Source organism: Caballeronia mineralivorans PML1(12), assembly GCF_001028175.1.
Lineage (GTDB): Bacteria > Pseudomonadota > Gammaproteobacteria > Burkholderiales > Burkholderiaceae > Caballeronia > Caballeronia mineralivorans.
In genome coordinates this window covers 34,399-53,320 of sequence record NZ_AEJF01000163.1, presented here as the reverse complement: position 1 = coordinate 53,320, position 18,922 = coordinate 34,399, and the positions used below count along the sequence as shown (strand labels likewise).

The window sequence follows — 18,922 nt, the reverse complement described above, 5'->3', positions numbered from 1 at the left end:
GGATTACTTTGCGGCAGGCTTCGGCGGGACCGAATTGTCCTGCTCGTAGGTGATGGTGCCGTCGGGCGCGTCGTGGCGAAGCACCTTGTTGCGCGCGCCACACATGGGGCAGCGGAACATGAGGCCCTGGCCTTCGTTCTTGATGAGCACGTCGGCGAGTTGCCATTCGGCGCCACACGGCTGGTTTCGGCAGATAAACATGATTGATTTGAGCGTAATGGATGGAGTTGCAGCGTGAAAAGGGCGCTGGCAGGGCCAGTGCACGCTGTTTCCGCGCAATAGAAGCCGAAGTGTACGCGTACACGCCACAATTGCCTCGTTTTACGATGTTTTGCATGGGTTTTCAGGGTGCTCGCTCAATGCTGGCCGAGGCGATCGGCTAAACTGGCAGCCACTAGAACCATGCGCGGCAACGCCTTCAACCCGACCCTTCGATGCGAATCCTGCACACCTCGGACTGGCACCTCGGCCAGTACTTTCTCGGGCATTCACGCCAGGCCGAACATCAAAAGCTGATCGCGTGGCTGGTCGAGCAGACGCGGCTGCACGCGGTCGATTCGGTACTGATAGCCGGCGATATCTTCGATACCGGCGCACCGCCCAGCTATGCCCGCGAGCTTTATTACACACTGATTCTCGCTTTGCGTGACGCGGGCGTGGGCTTGACGCTGCTTGCGGGTAATCATGATTCCGTCGCCGTGCTGGAAGAGTCGCGCCACTTGCTGACGGCGTTGAATACCGTGGTGATTCCCTCCGTTCGTGACGATCCGAATGAACAGGTTCGTGTGCTCAATACACGTGAAGGCAAGCCCGGCGCAATCATCTGCGCAATCCCGTTCATCCGTGCGCGCGACGTACTGCAGAGCCTCGCGGGACAGAGCGCAGGCGACAAGCAGCAGTCGCTGCAAGATGCGATTCATGCGCACTATCAGGCGTTGTTCGCGCTGGCCGAAGGCAAGCGCGTGGAGCTTGGCGCGCACTTGCCGATCATCGCGACCGGGCATTTGACGACCGTCGGCGCGAGCGCGAGCGAGTCGGTGCGGGAGATTTATGTCGGTGCGTTGGAAGCGTTCCCGACAGCCGCGTTTCCCGCCGCCGATTACATCGCGCTTGGGCATATTCATCGGCCGCAAAAAGTGGGCGGATTCGAGCACATCCGGTACAGCGGATCGCCCATCGCATTGAGCTTCGATGAAGCGCGGCAGCAAAAAGAGATGCTGCTCGTGGACGTTTCTTCGGACGGCCTTGAGCGCGTGACCGTGCTCGAGGTGCCGTGCTTTCAGCCGCTGATGTCAGTGAAAGGATCGTTGAAGGAGCTTGAGGCGGCAGTCGCGGCGGTGGCATCTCAGGTGGCTGAAGGCGAGACCGTGTGGCTCGAAATCGTGGTCTGCGCCGATGACTATCTCAGCGACCTCAACGCTCGCATCCAGACAATCACTGAAAACCTGCCGGTGGAAGTACTGCGCATTCGCCGCGAGCGCTCTTCCGCGTTGAACGCATTGCAATCGCAAGCGAAGGAAACCTTGAACGAACTCACGCCTGATGATGTATTTGCGCGCCGGCTGCAATCTGAAACCATCGACGACGAAACGCATGCTCAGCTCTTAACGATGTATCGCGAGGTCGTCGCGGAGATCGGCGAGGCGGACGCGCAATGAAGATTTTGTCGTTGCGTTTGCGGAATCTGAACTCGCTAAAGGGCGAGTGGAAGATCGACTTCAGTCAGCCGCCGTTTCGTGACAACGGCTTGTTCGCGATCACCGGTCCAACCGGCGCCGGCAAGACGACGTTGCTCGACGCGATCTGCCTTGCGCTCTATCACCGCACGCCGCGGATGGACACTATCTCGCAAGGGACCAACGAGCTGATGACGCGGCACACGTTCGAATGCCTCGCGGAGGTGGAGTTCGAGGTGAAGGGCGACGGGTATCGGGCGTTCTGGAGCCAGCGTCGCGCGCGCGACAAAGCCGATGGCAATCTGCAAGCGCCGAAGGTGGAACTCGCGCGTCTCGATGGCACCATCGTGACTGATCGGATCGTCGACAAGTTAAGGAAGGTCGAAGAGATTACCGGCCTCGATTTCGGCCGCTTCACGAAGTCGATGATGCTCGCGCAAGGTGGCTTCGCTGCGTTCCTCGAAGCGAAGGCGAACGAGCGCGCCGAGTTGCTGGAAGAGCTCACCGGCACCGATATCTACGGCACGATCTCGCAGAACGTGTTCGAACGGACGCGCAACGAGAAGCTTGCGCTGGATACGCTCCTGGCCCTGGCGGACGGCGTTCAGTTGCTGACCGAGGAACAACGCATCGGCTTGCAGCAGGAACAGACCAAGCTTGGCGAACAGGAAGCGGCGCTTGGTAAGCAACTCGATGCAACACGCGCGATGCTGGCGTGGCGGCTGGCGTTGTCGGCGGCGCAAACGCAGCTTGAACAGGCGCTGGTGAACGAGCGGCAAGCGGACTCGAAGATCGCCGATGCCAAGCCTCAACTCGATCGCCTGGCCCAAAGCGAACCCGCTGAAAAGCTGCGCGCGGATCATACGGCGATGCTTGCCGCGCGTGAAAGGCATGCGGAAACATCTCGTCAACTGGCGGTCTCGAAAGACGAAAAACGCGCCGCGTCGCTCGATGCCGCGCGCGGCCTGCGATCCGCGTCAGTGATCAGCCGACGAGTCGTCGAGATCCGCGAAGACGCGCTCAATGGCGTGTTACTGGAAACGAAGACCGTTCAGTCCGCACTCGACGAACATCCGCATCGAAGCAAACTCGGCGAGCGGATTGTGCTGTGGCAACAGCAATTCGCCGCGCGCCTGCAAACGCTAAGTGACATCGAGGTGAATGCCGCAAGGCAGAAAGAACTAAGCGGTGAGATCGACAAGCGGGCACGCGAGATCGATGCCAAACAGATTGCTGTGCGCGACGCCGTGGCAGCCGCGGAACACGCACGCAAGGCTGAAAGCGAGCAGCATGAAAAGCTTTCGAGCACGCTGGGTGGCGAGACTGAAGCTGCGTTGAAGACGCGTTGCCAGCGTCTTAACGAGCAGCATCATTTGTTCGGCAAGCTGATGGATATCGGCGAGATAGTTGCACGCGGAACCGGCCAAGCCGCGCTTGACCGTGATGAGCAGGCTCGGAAAAATGCATCACTCGCGTCGCTGAACGAGCAACGCGAGCGTCTTGCAAAAGACATGGCGACGCTGACCGAGCAAGTGGAAGACAAGCGCAAATTGCTGCATCAGGAGCAGCGCATTCTCGATCTCGCCGGGCATCGTGCAGCGTTGCAACCCGACGAAGCGTGCCCGTTGTGCGGATCAACGGAGCATCCGTCCATCACTGCGTATGCCGCGCTCGATGTCTCGGCGACCGAGCACGCGTTGAAGGACAAACAACTCGCATTGCAGAGCAAAAACAAGGAAGCCCTGGCTACCGATGTCGCTATCGCGGCGTTGACTGCGCAGATCAAGGCGCTTGGAACGCGTATCGATACATGGCTTGAAGACGAAGCGCGGCACGCGGATAGCTGGCGAAAGCTGTGCGTCGAGCTTGGACTCGGAGCCGTTGACCATGACGGACTCGATGCGCTCATGCAGGCGCACGCCGCGACGTTGAAGCTGGCGCAGGAAACCCTCGCAGCCGTGGATCACCAGATCGCGGTGATCAAGCAGCACGAAACTGCCAGACATGCGGCGGAGCGAACTGCGCTCGACCACCAACACGCACTGAAGCTGCTCGAAGAAAGACAAAGCGCAGCGGGAAAGGCCTTGAAAGAAGCCGCCGATCAATCCGACGCGTTGCGAACCGCGCTGCTCAAGCGAGAGCAGATGCTTGATGAATCGGTGAGGTCCGTGGATTATGCGCGGCCGGATACCTGGATGCATTGGCAGCAATGGCTCACGCAGCGCGATGCTGAATGGCGGGCCTGGCAGAAGGCATCGGAGCAAATCCGCGCGTTGACGCAGCAAGCCGATCGCGCGCGGCACGCGCACGAAGCCGCATCGGTTGAAGCCGCAAAGTGGTCCGCGCGATGTGTTGATTGTGAGAAGGATTACGTGGAGTTGAAAACCGAAGCTGTTGCCGCGAGCGCTAATCCCGATGCAGCGTTTTTGTCGGCGATACAACGCTACGACACCGCACGTGATAAAGCCAGCTTGCTCGAAGGCACCGAGCGAACGTTGACGGCGCGCCTGAGCGAAGACAAGGAGCGCGCGGAGAAAACATCGGCGACGTGGACCGAAGCGTTCGCCAAGAGCGCCTTCGCCGATGAACAGGCGTTCAAAGAAGCGCTGCTCTCTTATGAAGAACGCGAGCGCCTGCAAACGCTGAAGCGCGAACTCGATGAACTGCTCACAACGGTGCGCACGCTGCGCACGACCGCGGAAAACCGCCGTGCGGAATTGCTGAAAGAGCCGAAGACCGAGCTGGACGTTGACGCCCTGCAACGTACGCTCGACGACATGCTGGCAAAGTCGAAGAGCCTGAGCGAAAAACAAGGCGAGCTTCGCGCAACGCTCAAGAACGACGACCGCTTGCGCGTGGAAAAGCAGGCGCTGTATCAACAGATCGATGCACAACGCACACGTTACGACTTGTGGCAGCGCCTGAGCAGCCTGATCGGTTCCGCCGATGGCGCGAAGTATCGGAAATTCGCTCAAGGCCTGACGCTCGATCATTTGATCTATCTCGCGAACCGGCAACTCGTGCAGCTGCATGGGCGTTATCAGCTCAATCGCAAACTCGCCGGGGATCTGGAAATGGAAGTACTCGATATGTGGCAAGGCGACGTTGCGCGCGACACACGCACGCTCTCGGGTGGCGAGAGTTTCCTGGTGAGTCTCGCGCTGGCGCTGGCTTTATCGGATCTGGTGAGCTTCAAGACGTCGATTGATTCCTTGTTCCTCGATGAAGGTTTCGGCACGCTCGATGGCGAGACATTGGAAATCGCGTTGAACGCGCTCGATTCCTTGAATGCGAGCGGCAAGATGATTGGCGTGATCAGTCACGTGGAAGCGCTCAAGGAGCGCATTCCGTTGCAGATCAGAGTGGCGAAAAGCGTCGGAATCGGTTTTTCTACGGTAGAAGTGGTGGGCACGTGACCGGCAGCTACGCTCCGAGCGAATGCCGTAGCCGTAGCCCACGATCAGCATGCGGATCATGAGATCCGGATCAATCGACAGGCGACCGATCGGACTGTAGAAAGGTGCGAGATGCTAACGGAGATCGTCGAGATCGAGAGCCCGATCTATGCCTCTCAGCAGGTGGGTTCGAAGAACATGATTGTCAATATTGGACGAGTAAAAAAGCTTGTCCTGCCCGCTTTCCAATTGACCCATCATGACGATTCGCTCCTCGTCTATCGATATCAAAAGGATACCTAATGAATTACTCGAGAGCAGACTTTTTCAACAGAATCATTGTGAAGCCGACATTCGGTCCGCCGCGATGACGGACCGGGCTAAAACCTGATTGACCGCCGTAACTGTTCCTGACGAGCGTCGACCCGCTGCGTAAATGGTTTCCGCTCCGGGCCAATAAACGAAGGTGATCAGGCGTACCGGGCTTCGTTGAGGTCGTCGATGAGCGTTGGACCGATTGGATGCCAGTCCAGCCGGGCCTGGGTCTGGGCACTGGAGGCCGGCATATCCAGGCCGACGAACATTGCCATCCATCCAAAATGCGACGCCGCTTCGTCCGGGGCGATCGAAACGACGGGCAAGTTCAGGCCCCGGCCGAGCGCCTCGGCGATTTCGCGGCTGCTGATCCCTTCTTCGCCGACCGCATGATACCGTGCCCCCGGTTCGCGCTTTTCTACGGCGAGCCGATAGAGGAGCGCCACATCGCAGAGATGGCCAGCCGGCCAGCGGTTACGGCCCTCACCCACGAAGGCGGAAACACCTTTCTCACGAGCGATACCAATGAGCGGCGTGATGAGACCCTGCTTGAACGGGTTGTGAACCTGAGGTAGTCGTACCACCGACACGTTGACACCTGCCTCCAGGAGCGCATTCCCAGCCAGTTCGGATGCGATGCGTGGATTTGGATGACTGATGTTAAAGACATCTTCGGTCGCGGCTTGACCATGCTCACCGCTACCCATGCCGGTCCCGGAGGTGATGATCAGAGGGCGGTCGGAGCCGGCGAGCGCGGACCCGAGTGCCGCGATCGCAAGCTTGTCCTTTTCGCAATTCTCCACAAATCTTGAAAAATCGTGATCGAATGCCGTGTGGATGACGCCATCTGCTTTTGCGGCGCCGCTGCGCAGGCTCTCCGGATCCTCCAGGGTTCCGCGATGCACCTGCGCCCCCGCATTGATGAGCGCCTGGGCTCCCGCGTCCGAACGCGTCATGCCGATCACATGATGGCCCGCCTTGATGAGTTCGGGAACGATGGTCGCGCCGATAAAGCCTGTCGCACCGGTAAGAAAAATGCGCATGTTGAAATCTCCCAGGTTGTCACCGCAACTATCCGACCATTTCTTGTTCTGTTGAAGTAGTGACATCATCCTATTAAAAGGACTAACAGGATCCCGATGTCGACCAGACGTGTGCGCGCTGGGAAAATCAAACGATCCCGTGGTGATGTAGTCTCGAGCGCGTCATCGAAGGGATCGGGCCGGCCGAGCGGCCACACGGCAAATTCGATGAGGTGACCGGCAGTTGCACCTCGGGGGACGAAACCGCTCGCGCGGTAGGGGGCTCCGGCTAAGCGCGGTGGTTTGTGAGGGGTTTGCTGCGCGGTTCCGTATGTTGGCGAATGAGGCAATCCGCCTCGTTCTCCAGCAGGAGCCGAATCATGACCTCTCAACCGAGTGTCAGCCCGCTGCGTCAGCGCATGATTGACGACATGCACATGCGCCAGCTCTCTCCCAAGACGCAAGCCACCTATCTGCGCATCGTGCGCGAGTTTGCCCGGTTTCTCGGGCGCTCGCCCGATACCGCCACCATCGAGGATCTGCGAAGCTACCAGTTGCATCTGGTCGATCACGGCACATCACCGGTCTCGCTGAACGCCGCGATCACCGGACTGAAGTTCTTCTTCGAAGTCACGCTCCACGAGCCCGAACGGATGGCGCGAATGCAGCCCGTGCGCGTGCCCCGCACACTGCCCGTCGTCCTCAGCCCCGATGAGGTACGACGGCTCATCGCCGCAACGGGCAACCTGAAGCACCAGACCGCGCTGTCGGTCGCCTATGGCGCCGGACTGCGCGCCGGCGAAGTGGTAGCGCTGAAGGTCGGCGATGTCGATAGCCAGCGTATGACCCTGCGCATCGAACAGGGCAAGGGCCGCCGCGACCGCTACGCGCTGCTCTCGCCGGTGCTACTTGAACGCCTGCGGGTCTGGTGGCGCGTGGCCCGTGCCCAGGGCAGGATGCTCGACGGCGGTTGGCTCTTCCCCGGGCTCGATCCCGTCGATCCGCTCAGCACGCATCAACTGAACCGTGCCATTCATGCCGCCGCCGAGGCGGCCCAGATCGACAAGCGCGTGTCCATGCATACGTTGCGCCACAGTTTCGCGACGCACTTGCTGGAACAGAAGGTTGACATCCGCGTGATCCAGGTGCTGCTCGGGCACAAGAAGCTGGACTATCTCCCGCGCGGAACTATGTCCCGTGGCGCACGAGACTTACGGGACGACATCAGCCGGCCGTGCGCAGCGCGGGACATAGGTGTGGCCTATAGGCCCTTCAAGAACGCCAGCAATCGGTCATCTGGTCGATACCGTCCCGGTTTGCCTTTAGGGGGCGTGGTCCTGTCCAGAACCGCCTGTTTTAATGTGAGGTTGGCGTCCAGGTAGACCTGTGTGGTTTCAACCGATTCGTGACCGAGCCAGAGTGCGATTACTGAGGGGTCGACACCTTCTTGCAGCAGATCCATCGCTGTCGTGTGTCGACTATCTCTATCAAGAGATAGAAGGCACTATATGCCCTTCCGAATTATGTCGGGCGGCACGATTGAACTTCGACGATCTACCCGAACGGAGTGTGTCGAAAGCAGATGTGCCAGACGTGCCCAAGTTATTACCCGACATAATTTCAGGCCGCTAAAGACTGTTCAGAAAGTCGAGAAGCTCGTCTGTCGGCTTGAAGCGTCCAGGCTTGCCGTGTCGCGGAGTTGCCTTCTCAAGGGCCTGTTCTTTCATCGCAAGGGTCGCTTCGATATAGATCTCCGTTGTCGCAACCGATTCATGCCCGAGCCACAACGCGATGACCGAGCGACGAACGCCTTGTTGCAGAAGGTCCATGGCCATGGTGTGTCTCAAACAGTGGACGGTGACCCGTTTTTGCTTTAACGACGGGCAGACTTCACAGGCGGTCTTGCGGTGCTTGTTTAGCAGGTACTGCACACCATGGACGCTGAGGCGTTCACCCCGCGCGCTGGGAAACAGAACCGTGCCATCACCACGTTGTGGTTCTCGCAACCACGCTTTCAGTACGGCGCGTGTGGATCTCGCGATGGGTGTACAGCGCTCTCTCCGACCTTTCCCGATCACCCGCACGTGAGCGCCTGCGCCAAGGATCAGGTCCTCACGTTTGAGACCGGTCATCTCGGACAGGCGAAGGCCGGTCTGTACGGCGACCAACATAAAGGCGTGATCGCGCCGGCCAGACCAGGTGCCTTGATCAGGCGCGGCTAGCAAGGCGTCGACTTCAGGGCGCGTCAAAAAGTGGACCAGTGTACGCGCGAAGCGTTTGCTAGGGATAGCAAGCACCCGCTGGATCTGCGCCGAATGAGCCGGAGTTTCGAGGGCTGCGTAGTGAAAGAAGGAATGAATTGCCGCGAGGCGTAGATTGCGAGTGCGAACGCTGACACCCTGGTGCTTCTCGAGTTCATCGAGGAACGCGACAATCAAAGGCGCATCGATGTCTTCGAAGTTAAGCCGGGACGGCGGTTTATGCAAACGCTGCTGCACGAATTTCAGAAGTTGCCGAAAGGTATCGCGATAGGAGGTGATGGTGTAAGGGCTCGCCTGACGCTGCTGCATCAGGCGCTGCGTGAAGAAGAGTTCCAGTAGTGGAGCGAACGTCGCTGAAGTAGTCATTGCACGTCCTCCCAGCGTTGTTCGAGTCGACGCATAGCCTCACGCATCAGTTCGGGCGAGGCGCTTAAATACCACTGCGTATCCTCAACGTGGACATGACCGAGGTAGGCCGACAGGATTGGTAGGCGACGCTCGGGATCCTGATCGGACCGGTACCAGCGTACAAGTGTGTTGGTTGCGAACACGTGCCTCATATCGTGCAGACGCGGCCCGTGACTGTCTGACTCACCGCGCAAGCCGATCTGCCGCGACAACGCATAGAAAGCGCGATGAATCTGACCACTGTCCAGCCGGTTGCCCCAGCTCGACACGAACAGGTACGAGGATACCGGTCGCCCCGCCCAATGACGTTGGCGTTTTGCGATATAGTTTGCGAGCACCTCGCAGGTCGAGGCATGCAAAGGAACCAATCTCGTCTTGCCTAGTTTCGCTCCGCGGACCGTCAATATCCCCGCGGTCAGATCCACGTCCTGTAGCTCGAGATTGCGCGCTTCACCCAGACGCATTCCTGATACGCTCAGCAATCCGAACAGGCAATGATAGGTCCACGGCAGCAGGGCACCCCGTTCATAACGATATGGCATTTGGAGTGCAGCCTGCAATAATGCGCAGATCTCGCTGGTCGAATATAAATACGGTCTAGCCCGCTTCGGTTGAAACGGTAACAAGCCTGGCGCTGGTATCTCGGTGCGAAGATCGGTAGCACTGCGATGGCGCGCAAACTGTCGTACATAGCTCAGACGTTGCGCCCATTGCGCGGGCCGGACATCCGATGGCTGTTGAGCCCACGCGAGAGCCAGTGCCTGGGTAACGTAGGGAGCACGATGCCGTTCCATAAACGCGACGAAATCTGGTAGCGCATTGCCTGCCTCTCTCAGCTTGAATCCCAGGCTGCGCCTCAGATCGATGTACTCCTTAACGGCGTGTCGAAGTGTATTCATCGCACACCTCCCGGCCAGGGCAAAGCAAGTGTGCGCAATGCCTTGATGTCTACCGACGTATAGATCTTCGTTGTTTGTGGATGATGATGTCCCAATACCTCGCCGATCTCGCTGAGCGAAGCCCCACGGCTCAACATCTGGGTGGCCAGGCCGTGGCGGAACTGATGGGCACCCATCGTGGGTGCGTCGATGCCAGCGCGCTGAAGCGAATTTCGGACGAGGGAGCCGACGCCACTTTGCCCACGAAAACCTGTGATGGGCGCTTTTGTGCGCAAAAATACGCGGCGACTGGCGCTATGAGGACGCCCGTACCGCAAATATGCGGCAATCGCCTTGCCGACGTCGGCGGGTAAGGGTAGCTCGCAGCGTTGGCCGCCCTTGCCGCGGACGCTCACCTGGCCCGCGCTCCAGTTGATGTCGTCGAGTTCGAGAAAAGCCACCTCACCAGCGCGTAACCCCAATCGCGCAAGCAGGAGCAGGATGGCGTAGTCACGACGCCCAACCGAGGTCCGTCTATCGATGCTAGCCAGCAGCTGCCGCGTCTGCTCAGCAGAAATCGCTCGAGGAATCGACGGCATCGACCAGTTGGCGACGACCGGAACCGCGGCAGCCAGATCCAGCGTAACGTCGCCGCGATAGCGCGCATAGCGTAGAAATGAGCGCAGTGCAGTGGTCATTAGCTTGGCTCGCTTCAAATGCAAACTTGGTGCACGGAACTGCACGAAGCTCACGACATCCACGGCACGTAGGCGCGATAAGTTGACCCTCCCGTCACCGAAGCAATGGCGGAGAAAATCGCGGATGAATGGCACGTAATTAATGACCGTCGTTGCGGCAAGAGCCTTAGCGTCGCACAAGTACTCTGCGTATGCCTGTGCACAGATCTCCGCAGGTGGCGCCCGACGTGTTGCTGTCTTCTCGACGGGAATCACGCCCTCACTGCGCATAAAATCGATGAGATGACGGAGCGCAGCCCGATCTCCAAGGTAAGGTTGCACATGTCGGGCGCGATAGCGCAAATACCGTGTCGCGCGGTCGTAGCAGATGTCCTTTACGCTGACGCCTGTCTTCTTAAGCCATCGACTAAAGCATGCGGCGATACGTACCTGCTGCTTCATGGACTGTGCGCTGTATCCCTGGGAGTAGATTGCATCCGCAAACGATACCAAATGGGCTGCAAGCGGCCCTTCTGGCGCCCGAGAGAGCGTGACCTGATCATGAATGGTGTACTTCACAATGACCTCCTTCCCCGGCGTGGGGAGCGGGTGGAAGGAGTAAAGATTATCTCTATCTGGCATCGGCCGTTTGGCCTAAAAAGCGCGCCGTCACGCGATTACAAGACACAATTCGGAGGGGCATATAGTGTCGCAACACATGCGGGCTCACGCGCTTGTTCTTCAGTGAAGAGCATTCGTTCGTGGCCGCTAAGACATGCTTGTGAAGCAGGTAGTGAACGCCGTGTGCGCTCAACCGGCCGCCGCGCGCATTGGGGAACAGTGGCTGATTCTCGGCCCGCGGCGGCTCTCGAACCCACGCGGCCAACACGGCGCGGGTGCTCTTGCTCAATGGCGTGCAACGCTCCTTGCGCCCCTTGCCAAACACGCGTACATGCGCGCCGGCGCCAATGTGCAGGTCCTCGCGCCCAAGGCCGGTCAGCTCGGACAGGCGTAACCCCGTCTGCACAGCCAACAACAACAGAGCGTGATCGCGGCGACCTGACCAAGTCTGCTGGTCCGGCGCGGCCAGCAACGCATCGACCTCCTGTCGGCTCAGGAATGGGACCAATGCGCGGCTAAAGCGCTTGGCCGGGATGGCCAGCACACGCTGGATGTGCGCTGAGTGTGACGGCATCTCGAAGGCCGCATACCGGAAGAACGAGTGCACTGCCGTCAAGCGCAGGTTACGCGTTCGAGCCGTGATGCCACGAACCTGCTCCTGTTCATCCAGGAAGTCCGTTACCAGCGGCGCATTGATGTCTTCCAGTGCCAGAGTGGATGGCGCTTTATGCAGGCGTCGCTGTACAAATTCCAGCAGTAACCGGAATGTGTCGCGGTACGATGCGATCGTGTGCACACTAGCCTGGCGCTGGTGCATCAGGCGCTGGATGAAGAACTTCTCCAGCAAGGCGGCGAAGCTGGGCTCCCTAGTCATGATGACTCTCCCCAACGGCGTTCAAGGCGATCCATCGCTTGTGCCATCAACTCGGGCGACCCGCTCAAATACCAGTATGTGCCGGCCACATAGATGTGCCCAAGATAGGTCGACAGCACCGGCAACAAGCGCCAGGCGTCCTCTCCAGACTGATACCAACGTATCAGCACTTCAACGGCGAAGCGATGCCGGAAGTCATGCAACCGTGGCCCCTTGCTTGCGCCTTCGGCACGCAGTCCCGTTTGCCATGACAGCGCGTAGAACGTCCGATGAACGCGACCTATGTCGAGCCGGGTGCCGCGACTCGTGACGAACACATAGGACGAGACCTGGCGACCCAGGAACTGTTTGCGGCGCCTGAGGTAGTCAGCCAGGACGGTACAGGTGGTCGGATGAATTGGGACTAGGCGCGATCGGCCGAGCTTGGCACCGCGAATCGTCAGAACGGCGTCTTCGAGGTCCACGTCCCCAAGCTCGAGGTTCAGCGCTTCGCTGATACGCAGGCCGGTAACGCTGAGCAAGCCGATGAGGCAATGGAACACCCACGGCCGCAGCGGCGTCGACGGCCAGGCCACCGGCAGTTCCAATGCCGCATTCAGCAAGCGCCGTACTTCCGCTTCCGTGTATAAATGAGGTCTGGCTCGCGTAGACCGATGGGGCAACATGCCGACCGGTGGAATTTCCGTGCGGGTGTCGGTGGCACTGCGGTGGCGGGCAAAGCCGCGTACGAAGCAAAGGCGCCTGGCCCATTCTGCGGGTTGAACCGACGGATTTTGCGCCCACTCTAGAGCGAGGCCGTTGCTGATATGCTCGGCATGCCGCGTCTCCATGAAACTGACGAACCGTGGCAACAGCAAGCCGGCATCGTGCATCTTGAAGCCCAGGCTGCGACGCAGGTCAAGGTACTCCTGAAGTGCCTCTCGAAGCGTGTTCATCATGCACCTCCTGGCCAGGCTATGGCTAATTTCCGGAGGGCGCTGACATCCACCTTCGCATAAAGGCTCGTGGACTGCGGGCTTCGATGGCGAAGAACTTGGCCGATCTCCGGGAACGACGCACCGAGCTGCAACATGCGAACAGCCAAGGCGTGCCGGAACTGGTGCGAGCCGCGGTGCGGCGCGTCGACTTTGGCTCGATTGAGCGCGTGGCGCACGATCGTGCCGATGCCGTCCGACCCTTCCATCAACCCGCGTATCGGTGCCACGGATCGAAGGAAGAGGTGCCGATCTGGACTGGCAGGACGCCCGCGCTCGAGATAGGCGGCGATCGCCTCGCCCACGTCGGCGGTCAATGGCAGGAGACTCTCGCGGCCACCCTTGCCACGCACACGCAATTGAGCGCAGTCCCAGTCGACGTCGTCCAGCGTCAGCCTGACGATCTCGCAGGCTCGAAGTCCCAGTCTTGCCAGAAGCAGCAGCACGGCTCGATCGCGTCGGCCCACCGCGCTCTTGCGGTCGCAACTGTCGATTGCGCGCTGTGCGTGCTCGGCTGCAATGGCTCTGGGGATGGGGGGTGTGCTTGCCCAACTGGCTACCGCTGGCACGCTTGCAGCAAGTCCCGCGGTGACCTCGCCGCGAAACTGGGCGTAACGAAGGAAGGACCTCAGTGCCGTGATAACGTTCTTTAGGGCGGCCGGCGCCATGCGCTTTGCCTCGCTCTTAACGAAAGCGCTGGCGTCGGTCACGCGAACGTCCCGCAAGCAGACTTCTCCTTGGCCGAACCGCCACACCAGAAATTTGCGTGCCCACCTTGCATAGGACTCGACGGTCACAACGGCCAAACCCTGATCGCGTTTTAAGGATTGCGCAAACCCATCGACAACTTGGTCAGCGGCAATAGCGTGCGTTTGAGCGACATGACACACACCGCGATCGCGCAAGAAGCGCATCAACAGTTCCAATGCGTGCAGTTCCCGGCGTCGCGTCTCGAAGCATCGCGATCGACGCCGCGAACGAAAACGCTGATACCGCACGACGTCGTCGTCCCTTAAGTCATGGAAGGAAATGCCGCCATCTTCGCACCAGTGCCCAAACGCAAGCGCGTGTTGTGCCAACTGACATACATAACTAACCGAGTATTGCTGCCCGATCAGCGAACCGACGAACGCAACAAGGTGCTCCGCAGTTGCGCCTCTGATGGTGCAGACCAGCGCGGCAGCGCTCTCATAAGAATCTTCCATGGTCCTCTCCTGTCAGGCGAAAGTGCCTGCAAAAGAGAATGCCAATATCTAGCGCCCATGCGGAAAGTCCACGCCGGACGGGGGTTCTCGGTGAACACGGGACATAGTTCCGCGCGGGAGATAGTCCACCCTATTGACTGCAGTCAATAGGCTGGAGACCACCGCGCTGTACGCGCAGGTGGCCACCGACCTGCTGCGCGAAGTCATCAGTCCGCTGGAGCGTCTGCCCTCCGAGTAACGCGGCCCAGTGCAGTACCCCATGCTGGAGGTCGCAGACATCTTCCGCGCCCAGGGCCCAGTATGGCGACGCACGGTGTCGCTGAGCCTGGGGCAGCTGAAGGTCATGTCAGCCATCGAACAGTGCCGCAGCGCGGCGCTGGGAGGACACGTATTGCGCTGTTCCGGCTGCGCACAGATCGAGGTCGCCTACAACTCCTGCCGCAACCGCCATTGCCCGAAGTGCCAGGCCAGTGCCGCGCGCCGCTGGCTCGAAGCACGCCAGGCCGATCTGCTGCCGGTCGAGTACTACCACGTCGTCTTCACGCTGCCCGCGCCCATCAGCGCCATCGCCTGGTACAACAAGGCCGTCATCTACGCACTGCTGTTCGACATCGCTGCCGAAACGCTGCGCACTATCGCCGCTGATCCGAAGCATCTGGGTGCCAACATCGGCGCCACGCTTGTGCTGCACACCTGGGGCTCAGCGCTCACGCATCATCCGCACGTGCACGGCATTGTCCCCGGAGGGGGCCTGTCGCCCGATGGTGAGCGCTGGATTGCCTGTCGGCCAGGTTTCTTCCTGCCGGTGCGCGTCCTCTCCCGCCTGTTCCGGCGCCGCTTCCTCGAGGCACTCGAAGCGGTTCACCGTCGTGGCCAGTTGCAATTCTTCGGCGAGTACACGGAGCTTGCCAATGCGGCTGCCTTTGCGCGGTGGCTCGCACCGCTGCGCGCGTGCGAGTGGTTCGTGTATGCCAAACGTCCCTTTGCAGGGCCCAAAGCCGTGCTCGCGTACCTCTCACGCTATACGCACCGCGTCGCGATCTCCAATCAACGCCTGGTCGCTTTCGATGAGCACGGTGTGACCTTCCGCTGGAAGGACTACCGGGCAAAGGGGCGCACCCGCTACAAGACCATGACGCTTGAGGCTGGCGAGTTCATGCGCCGCTTCCTGCTGCACGTGCTGCCCGGCGGGTTCCATCGCATCCGTCACTACGGGCTGCTGGCCAACCCGGTGCGCCGCGCCAGTCTCGCGAAAGTGCGTGAACTGCTGCACGTCGCGACCGCGGTCAACGCGTCACCCCACGAAACCGTCATGGAAACGCGCCCGGTCTTCATCTGTCGGCACTGCGGCGCACCGATGATCGTCATCGACATCCTTGAGCGCACCGCACCGATTCGCGCACCACCGATGCAAGGCCACCTATGAGAGCAGTACTTCATGGACGTGCACACCAACCGTCGGCTCCACGGCAACGCGGGCCGCGAGTGGACGTTCGTGCCTGCCGCTTCGTGCAGCCCCTCGCACCTCCGCTTCACCATCACGATTGCGCGCCTGCATCGCATCACCACGGCATCTGGCCCATCCAGCATCCCGTTCCGCCGACCAGCCTCTCACATAGCTGAGGACCCCGGACCATCAATCGCCATAGTCACCCAGGATTCCAGCCGCATCGGACCACTCCGCGGTTTCCTCCCTCGAGGCTTATTGGACGCCTGCCCACACGCGCCGCGGCACACTCGCAGCCATGTGATTGAGGGCAGGCGTCCAATAACCCTTAACGGAAGCAGCCGGTGTTGTGGCAAGAGTCCGAACGGCGGCTATATAGGGTCGGCGGGAGTTCGCCCCGGGGCGCGGGCGCTCAGTTGCTGCCAGTAATCACAGGTCCGAGTGCGGGCATGAGCGGTTTCTCCCTATCCATTAGCGGGCGTCTGCTGACCAGCGGGCGGGGCGCGGTCATACTGGATGCGAGCGACGTTCTCAAGCTGTCCGGCTGGCTATCGTGCGCACCAATCTCATGTGGGAAAATCAAAGTGATGAAGAAGACGAGAATTTCGATCATTCTGTTCGTGCTGGCCGTGCTCAGCACGCTGGCGCATGCGAGCCTGGCTACAGGTGCCCACGAGTTCAAGAACGATGTCAAGACGGCAGGAAAGAAGAGCGGGCATGCTGCGCGCGATGCCGCGCACGCGGTCGGCCATGGTACGAAGAAGGCCGGCCATGCCGTTGCCGATGCATCAAGGCACGGCTATCACGCGACGAAAAAGTTCGTGACAGGGCACGGATAAGGGTCACTTCGCGGCAACTGAGGCGAAGACTGAGGCGGCGACTGCGGATCCATGACACGAGCAGCCTGTTGCTCGTGTCATGGACGATCGCACTCTTAGCTGAGCCGATATCAAGTGCGACAGCGCGGTCGTTCTGCCGCCAATCTGTGATGTCCAGACCGTGGCCGGCGCTTGCCTAACCGTTTTCCGCGCTAACTGCCATTACCGAAGCCTTGCCGTAGGGCACCCCAATAAATGACATCGCACCTCAACAAAATCAGACACTTGCGCGACGCTGCGTCATAGGTAGCTGACAGTCGCGCCAGACTGGCTGCAACTGACCTATGTTCGCGCCAAAGTAGTGGCTTTTTTTACGGCCGCTGCTGCGACGATCGATGATGAAAGGATGTCGGCACTCTGTAGAAAACGCGCAGAATCGCTTGCTTCGGAGACGTCGTCTGGCGCCATCTGATAGCTGCTAGCTTGAGGTTGGCGAGGATGATTCGTTCCGCCTGATCGGGACGAATCCAACCTGCAGGCCAAAGAGCTTCGCAACGCTGTTGAGCGAGTCGACGGTCGGATTTCCGGTCCCGCGCTCGATGTCCTGAATGACCCGGCGGCTGACGCCTCGGTGCGCGGCGAATTCCGCTTGGGTCAGGCCCGTCATCTCGCGCATCGCTTTCATGGTCTCAGGAATGGTCATGTCGCCCCGGCCGATCCTTTCGTAGAAAGTACGGCGCAGGTCATTCTGCTCTTCACGGGTAGGTCGGTTCCGACGGGGCATGATGAGCCTCTGGCGGTTGAAGGGCTTTCAGTTGTCGGACCTGCGTATCAATGTACTGCGTCAGGAACTCGATGATGTCGTGATCGATGCCCTGCTCTTCCATGATGTCGGGCAGGCGTTCGATCTGCGCGGCAAAGCGGCTCAGTTCCAAGGCGAGCATTCGGCGCTCGTGGTCAGATACAGGCAGCGCCGCAAGCACATCGGCCCAGTCCGTCAGTTCAACCCGAGTGTCTGGCCGATACCATCTCAGCGCACGTGGAATCACCTCGGGATCAAGGTACATCGGCGCGAAGTCGAACAGGGGTGTGAGCCGGACTTTGCCTTCGACCAACTGCACGGCTGTATTGCGCGCGTGATTGTCCGTGTTGCCCATCGCCAGATTGATCACGTCCCGTTTGATGAATTCGAGCGTTTCGGCTGATGGATCGGTCACAACCTTGCGGATCCCGGCCACGACCTCGAAGAGGCTCGGGCGCAGGTCAAAGCCGGGCAGTCCCAGAATAGATGCCACGCTTTCCTGATGGAGGCGCACCACTTTCCCGTCGCTCGCGATCCGGTCAAAGCGCGGGACCAGCAGAAGGTCTCCGTGAAGGGTCGGCAAATCCGCGTGCGTGCGGATAGCAAGCGCGGAGGCCACCCGCATGTACGCCGCTTCATTGCGCAGGATCTTGTTGTCGGCCGCGCTATTGCCGCGCGGCAGTTTCGCGATCAGATGCTGGGTAGCGTCGGCATCGGGCAGGATGGCATCACCGTGCAGCAGGCCCGCTCGGTCCCGAGTGAGCAGGTATTTCGGCGCCGCACCCTGGACCCCCGTGGTGCCGGTGCTCAGCATCCCGTGCAGGAACATCCTGTCCTTGAATTCCGCGCTGCGCACGACGACGTCGTCGATCGTCAGGCCGGGTAGGCCACGCGCTCCCGGGTGCCGGGCGACGTGCGTCTCAAAATAGTCGGCTGCCTCGGCAACCCGGATTCGGCCGACCGGATTGAAGGCGCCCGCACAGATCAGCGGGAAGTCCGCATCAGGGCCATCCGGTAGTTTCAGCTCGCCCAGCAGGAAGCAACGACCGGCCCCCTGCGGGGCGAGGTCGTGGAGGAATGCGGGCATGGTCCGGGCCGCGCGGAGGTGCATATCGACGGGCTCAGCCAGTGATAGTGGGGCGTCCGTGTGTTCGACGGCGTACATGACCAGATGATTCCACTGGCAAAGGCCGTCGTTGAGTTCGATCTGCGCGCAGTCGACCCAGCGATCGTCCAGGAATATTTGCAGGGTGCAATCCATGAGGCAACTCCTTATGCCTCATAAATGTAGCATGATAGGGCTATGAATTTCTTATGCGCTTCTTATAAGAAGTTTTTTGGTCGAATCAGCGGCAATTAGCATGAAGGTCCGGCACTGGCTTCCACCCGGCGGTGGAAACCCTCTCTCGAACTCAACTCGAAGCCGAAAGCTTTGCCGGCGACCGCGAGCTGGCTCGCGCGCATTGACTCACCAGAAGCCGAAAGCCAGGCTGCCGGGCGATACGCTCAAGCGTCTTAGTCAATGCCGCGTAGTGTCCCCGAAGTGACA

At 60.2% G+C, this 18,922-nt stretch carries 15 protein-coding genes and 2 pseudogenes; 5 read left to right on the top strand and 12 right to left on the bottom strand.

All coding sequences use genetic code 11. The features are described from left to right. Window positions 1-3: 3 nt before the first annotated feature. The gene (locus EOS_RS27170) at window positions 4-201 is read right to left on the bottom strand and encodes a hypothetical protein (protein ID WP_047895277.1); all 198 of its coding nucleotides are present in this window, start codon (window positions 199-201) and stop codon (window positions 4-6) included. A gap of 233 nt (window positions 202-434) precedes the next feature. Between EOS_RS27170 and sbcD the strand changes: the two genes are divergently transcribed. Both sbcD and EOS_RS27160 read left to right on the top strand, forming a co-directional pair. After that, the gene (sbcD, locus tag EOS_RS27165; RefSeq protein ID WP_047895276.1) at window positions 435-1,658 is read left to right on the top strand and encodes an exonuclease subunit SbcD; all 1,224 of its coding nucleotides are present in this window, start codon (window positions 435-437) and stop codon (window positions 1,656-1,658) included. Further along, window positions 1,655-5,092 carry an AAA family ATPase gene (locus EOS_RS27160; protein WP_047895275.1) on the top strand — a complete coding sequence of 1,146 codons (3,438 nt, stop codon included), beginning with the start codon at window positions 1,655-1,657 and terminating at the stop codon, window positions 5,090-5,092. Before sbcD ends, EOS_RS27160 begins: the two co-directional genes overlap by 4 nt. Window positions 5,093-5,097: 5 nt before the next feature. On the opposite strand, the pseudogene EOS_RS48310 reads toward EOS_RS27160, so the two are convergent. Both EOS_RS48310 and EOS_RS27155 read right to left on the bottom strand, forming a co-directional pair. Continuing rightward, window positions 5,098-5,332, bottom strand: a pseudogene (locus EOS_RS48310) (IS5/IS1182 family transposase); the annotation flags it as partial. 209 nt (window positions 5,333-5,541) lie between these two features. Further along, on the bottom strand, window positions 5,542-6,429 hold the full coding sequence (locus EOS_RS27155; RefSeq protein WP_047895274.1) for an SDR family oxidoreductase: 888 nt from the start codon (window positions 6,427-6,429) through the stop codon (window positions 5,542-5,544). Between the two features lie 359 nt (window positions 6,430-6,788). Between EOS_RS27155 and EOS_RS27150 the strand changes: the two genes are divergently transcribed. Then, on the top strand, window positions 6,789-7,790 hold the full coding sequence (locus EOS_RS27150) for a tyrosine-type recombinase/integrase (RefSeq protein ID WP_235442982.1): 1,002 nt from the start codon (window positions 6,789-6,791) through the stop codon (window positions 7,788-7,790). Between the two features lie 35 nt (window positions 7,791-7,825). Here the strand turns inward: EOS_RS27150 and EOS_RS49010 are convergent. The 7 genes and pseudogenes from EOS_RS49010 to EOS_RS27120 form a co-directional block, all read right to left on the bottom strand. Beyond that, window positions 7,826-7,870: pseudogene (locus tag EOS_RS49010) on the bottom strand (hypothetical protein); the annotation flags it as partial. Between the two features lie 166 nt (window positions 7,871-8,036). Next, window positions 8,037-9,035, bottom strand: coding sequence for a site-specific integrase (locus EOS_RS27145; RefSeq protein ID WP_047895273.1), 999 nt, complete (start codon window positions 9,033-9,035; stop codon window positions 8,037-8,039). Then, complete coding sequence (locus tag EOS_RS27140; protein ID WP_047895272.1) at window positions 9,032-9,976, bottom strand: tyrosine-type recombinase/integrase; 945 nt, start codon at window positions 9,974-9,976, stop codon at window positions 9,032-9,034. The genes EOS_RS27145 and EOS_RS27140 overlap by 4 nt, the downstream gene beginning before the upstream one ends. Continuing rightward, window positions 9,973-11,211: a site-specific integrase gene (locus tag EOS_RS27135; RefSeq protein WP_047895271.1), complete on the bottom strand. Its 1,239-nt coding sequence runs from the start codon at window positions 11,209-11,211 to the stop codon at window positions 9,973-9,975. The genes EOS_RS27140 and EOS_RS27135 overlap by 4 nt, the downstream gene beginning before the upstream one ends. Before the next feature lie 52 nt (window positions 11,212-11,263). Next, window positions 11,264-12,100: a tyrosine-type recombinase/integrase gene (locus EOS_RS27130; RefSeq protein WP_235442981.1), complete on the bottom strand. Its 837-nt coding sequence runs from the start codon at window positions 12,098-12,100 to the stop codon at window positions 11,264-11,266. A gap of 23 nt (window positions 12,101-12,123) precedes the next feature. Beyond that, entirely contained in the window at window positions 12,124-13,065 is a 942-nt protein-coding gene (locus EOS_RS27125; RefSeq protein WP_235442980.1) for a tyrosine-type recombinase/integrase, read from the bottom strand. Continuing rightward, window positions 13,062-14,027: a site-specific integrase gene (locus EOS_RS27120; RefSeq protein ID WP_160312535.1), complete on the bottom strand. Its 966-nt coding sequence runs from the start codon at window positions 14,025-14,027 to the stop codon at window positions 13,062-13,064. Before EOS_RS27120 ends, EOS_RS27125 begins: the two co-directional genes overlap by 4 nt. 538 nt (window positions 14,028-14,565) lie before the next feature. Between EOS_RS27120 and EOS_RS27115 the strand changes: the two genes are divergently transcribed. Together EOS_RS27115 and EOS_RS27110 are read left to right on the top strand one after the other, a co-directional pair. Further along, window positions 14,566-15,732: an IS91 family transposase gene (locus EOS_RS27115; protein ID WP_047895269.1), complete on the top strand. Its 1,167-nt coding sequence runs from the start codon at window positions 14,566-14,568 to the stop codon at window positions 15,730-15,732. Between the two features lie 608 nt (window positions 15,733-16,340). Beyond that, window positions 16,341-16,592 (top strand): hypothetical protein, encoded by a 252-nt coding sequence (locus tag EOS_RS27110; protein WP_047895309.1) that lies wholly within the window; start codon window positions 16,341-16,343, stop codon window positions 16,590-16,592. A 457-nt stretch (window positions 16,593-17,049) separates the two neighbouring features. Here the strand turns inward: EOS_RS27110 and EOS_RS27105 are convergent, their stop codons facing one another. Further along, window positions 17,050-17,274 (bottom strand): helix-turn-helix domain-containing protein, encoded by a 225-nt coding sequence (locus EOS_RS27105; RefSeq protein ID WP_235442979.1) that lies wholly within the window; start codon window positions 17,272-17,274, stop codon window positions 17,050-17,052. Window positions 17,275-17,326: 52 nt separating this feature from the next. Further along, on the bottom strand, window positions 17,327-18,634 hold the full coding sequence (locus tag EOS_RS27100; RefSeq protein WP_047895267.1) for a type II toxin-antitoxin system HipA family toxin: 1,308 nt from the start codon (window positions 18,632-18,634) through the stop codon (window positions 17,327-17,329). Window positions 18,635-18,922 lie beyond the last annotated feature (288 nt).

Bases quoted from the DNA above. Each gene is read 5' to 3' on its own strand.
- EOS_RS27155 (WP_047895274.1), bottom strand. From the start codon at position 6,429: ATGCGCATTTTTCTTACCGGTGCGACAGGCTTTATCGGCGCGACCATC.
- EOS_RS27150 (WP_235442982.1), top strand. From the start codon at position 6,789: ATGACCTCTCAACCGAGTGTCAGCCCGCTGCGTCAGCGCATGATTGAC.
- EOS_RS27140 (WP_047895272.1), bottom strand. From the start codon at position 9,976: ATGAATACACTTCGACACGCCGTTAAGGAGTACATCGATCTGAGGCGC.
- EOS_RS27100 (WP_047895267.1), bottom strand. From the start codon at position 18,634: ATGGATTGCACCCTGCAAATATTCCTGGACGATCGCTGGGTCGACTGC.
- EOS_RS27145 (WP_047895273.1), bottom strand. From the start codon at position 9,035: ATGACTACTTCAGCGACGTTCGCTCCACTACTGGAACTCTTCTTCACG.
- EOS_RS27115 (WP_047895269.1), top strand. From the start codon at position 14,566: ATGCTGGAGGTCGCAGACATCTTCCGCGCCCAGGGCCCAGTATGGCGA.
- EOS_RS27125 (WP_235442980.1), bottom strand. From the start codon at position 13,065: ATGATGAACACGCTTCGAGAGGCACTTCAGGAGTACCTTGACCTGCGT.
- EOS_RS27160 (WP_047895275.1), top strand. From the start codon at position 1,655: ATGAAGATTTTGTCGTTGCGTTTGCGGAATCTGAACTCGCTAAAGGGC.
- EOS_RS27170 (WP_047895277.1), bottom strand. From the start codon at position 201: ATGTTTATCTGCCGAAACCAGCCGTGTGGCGCCGAATGGCAACTCGCC.
- EOS_RS27110 (WP_047895309.1), top strand. From the start codon at position 16,341: ATGAAGAAGACGAGAATTTCGATCATTCTGTTCGTGCTGGCCGTGCTC.
- sbcD (WP_047895276.1), top strand. From the start codon at position 435: ATGCGAATCCTGCACACCTCGGACTGGCACCTCGGCCAGTACTTTCTC.
- EOS_RS27105 (WP_235442979.1), bottom strand. From the start codon at position 17,274: ATGACCATTCCTGAGACCATGAAAGCGATGCGCGAGATGACGGGCCTG.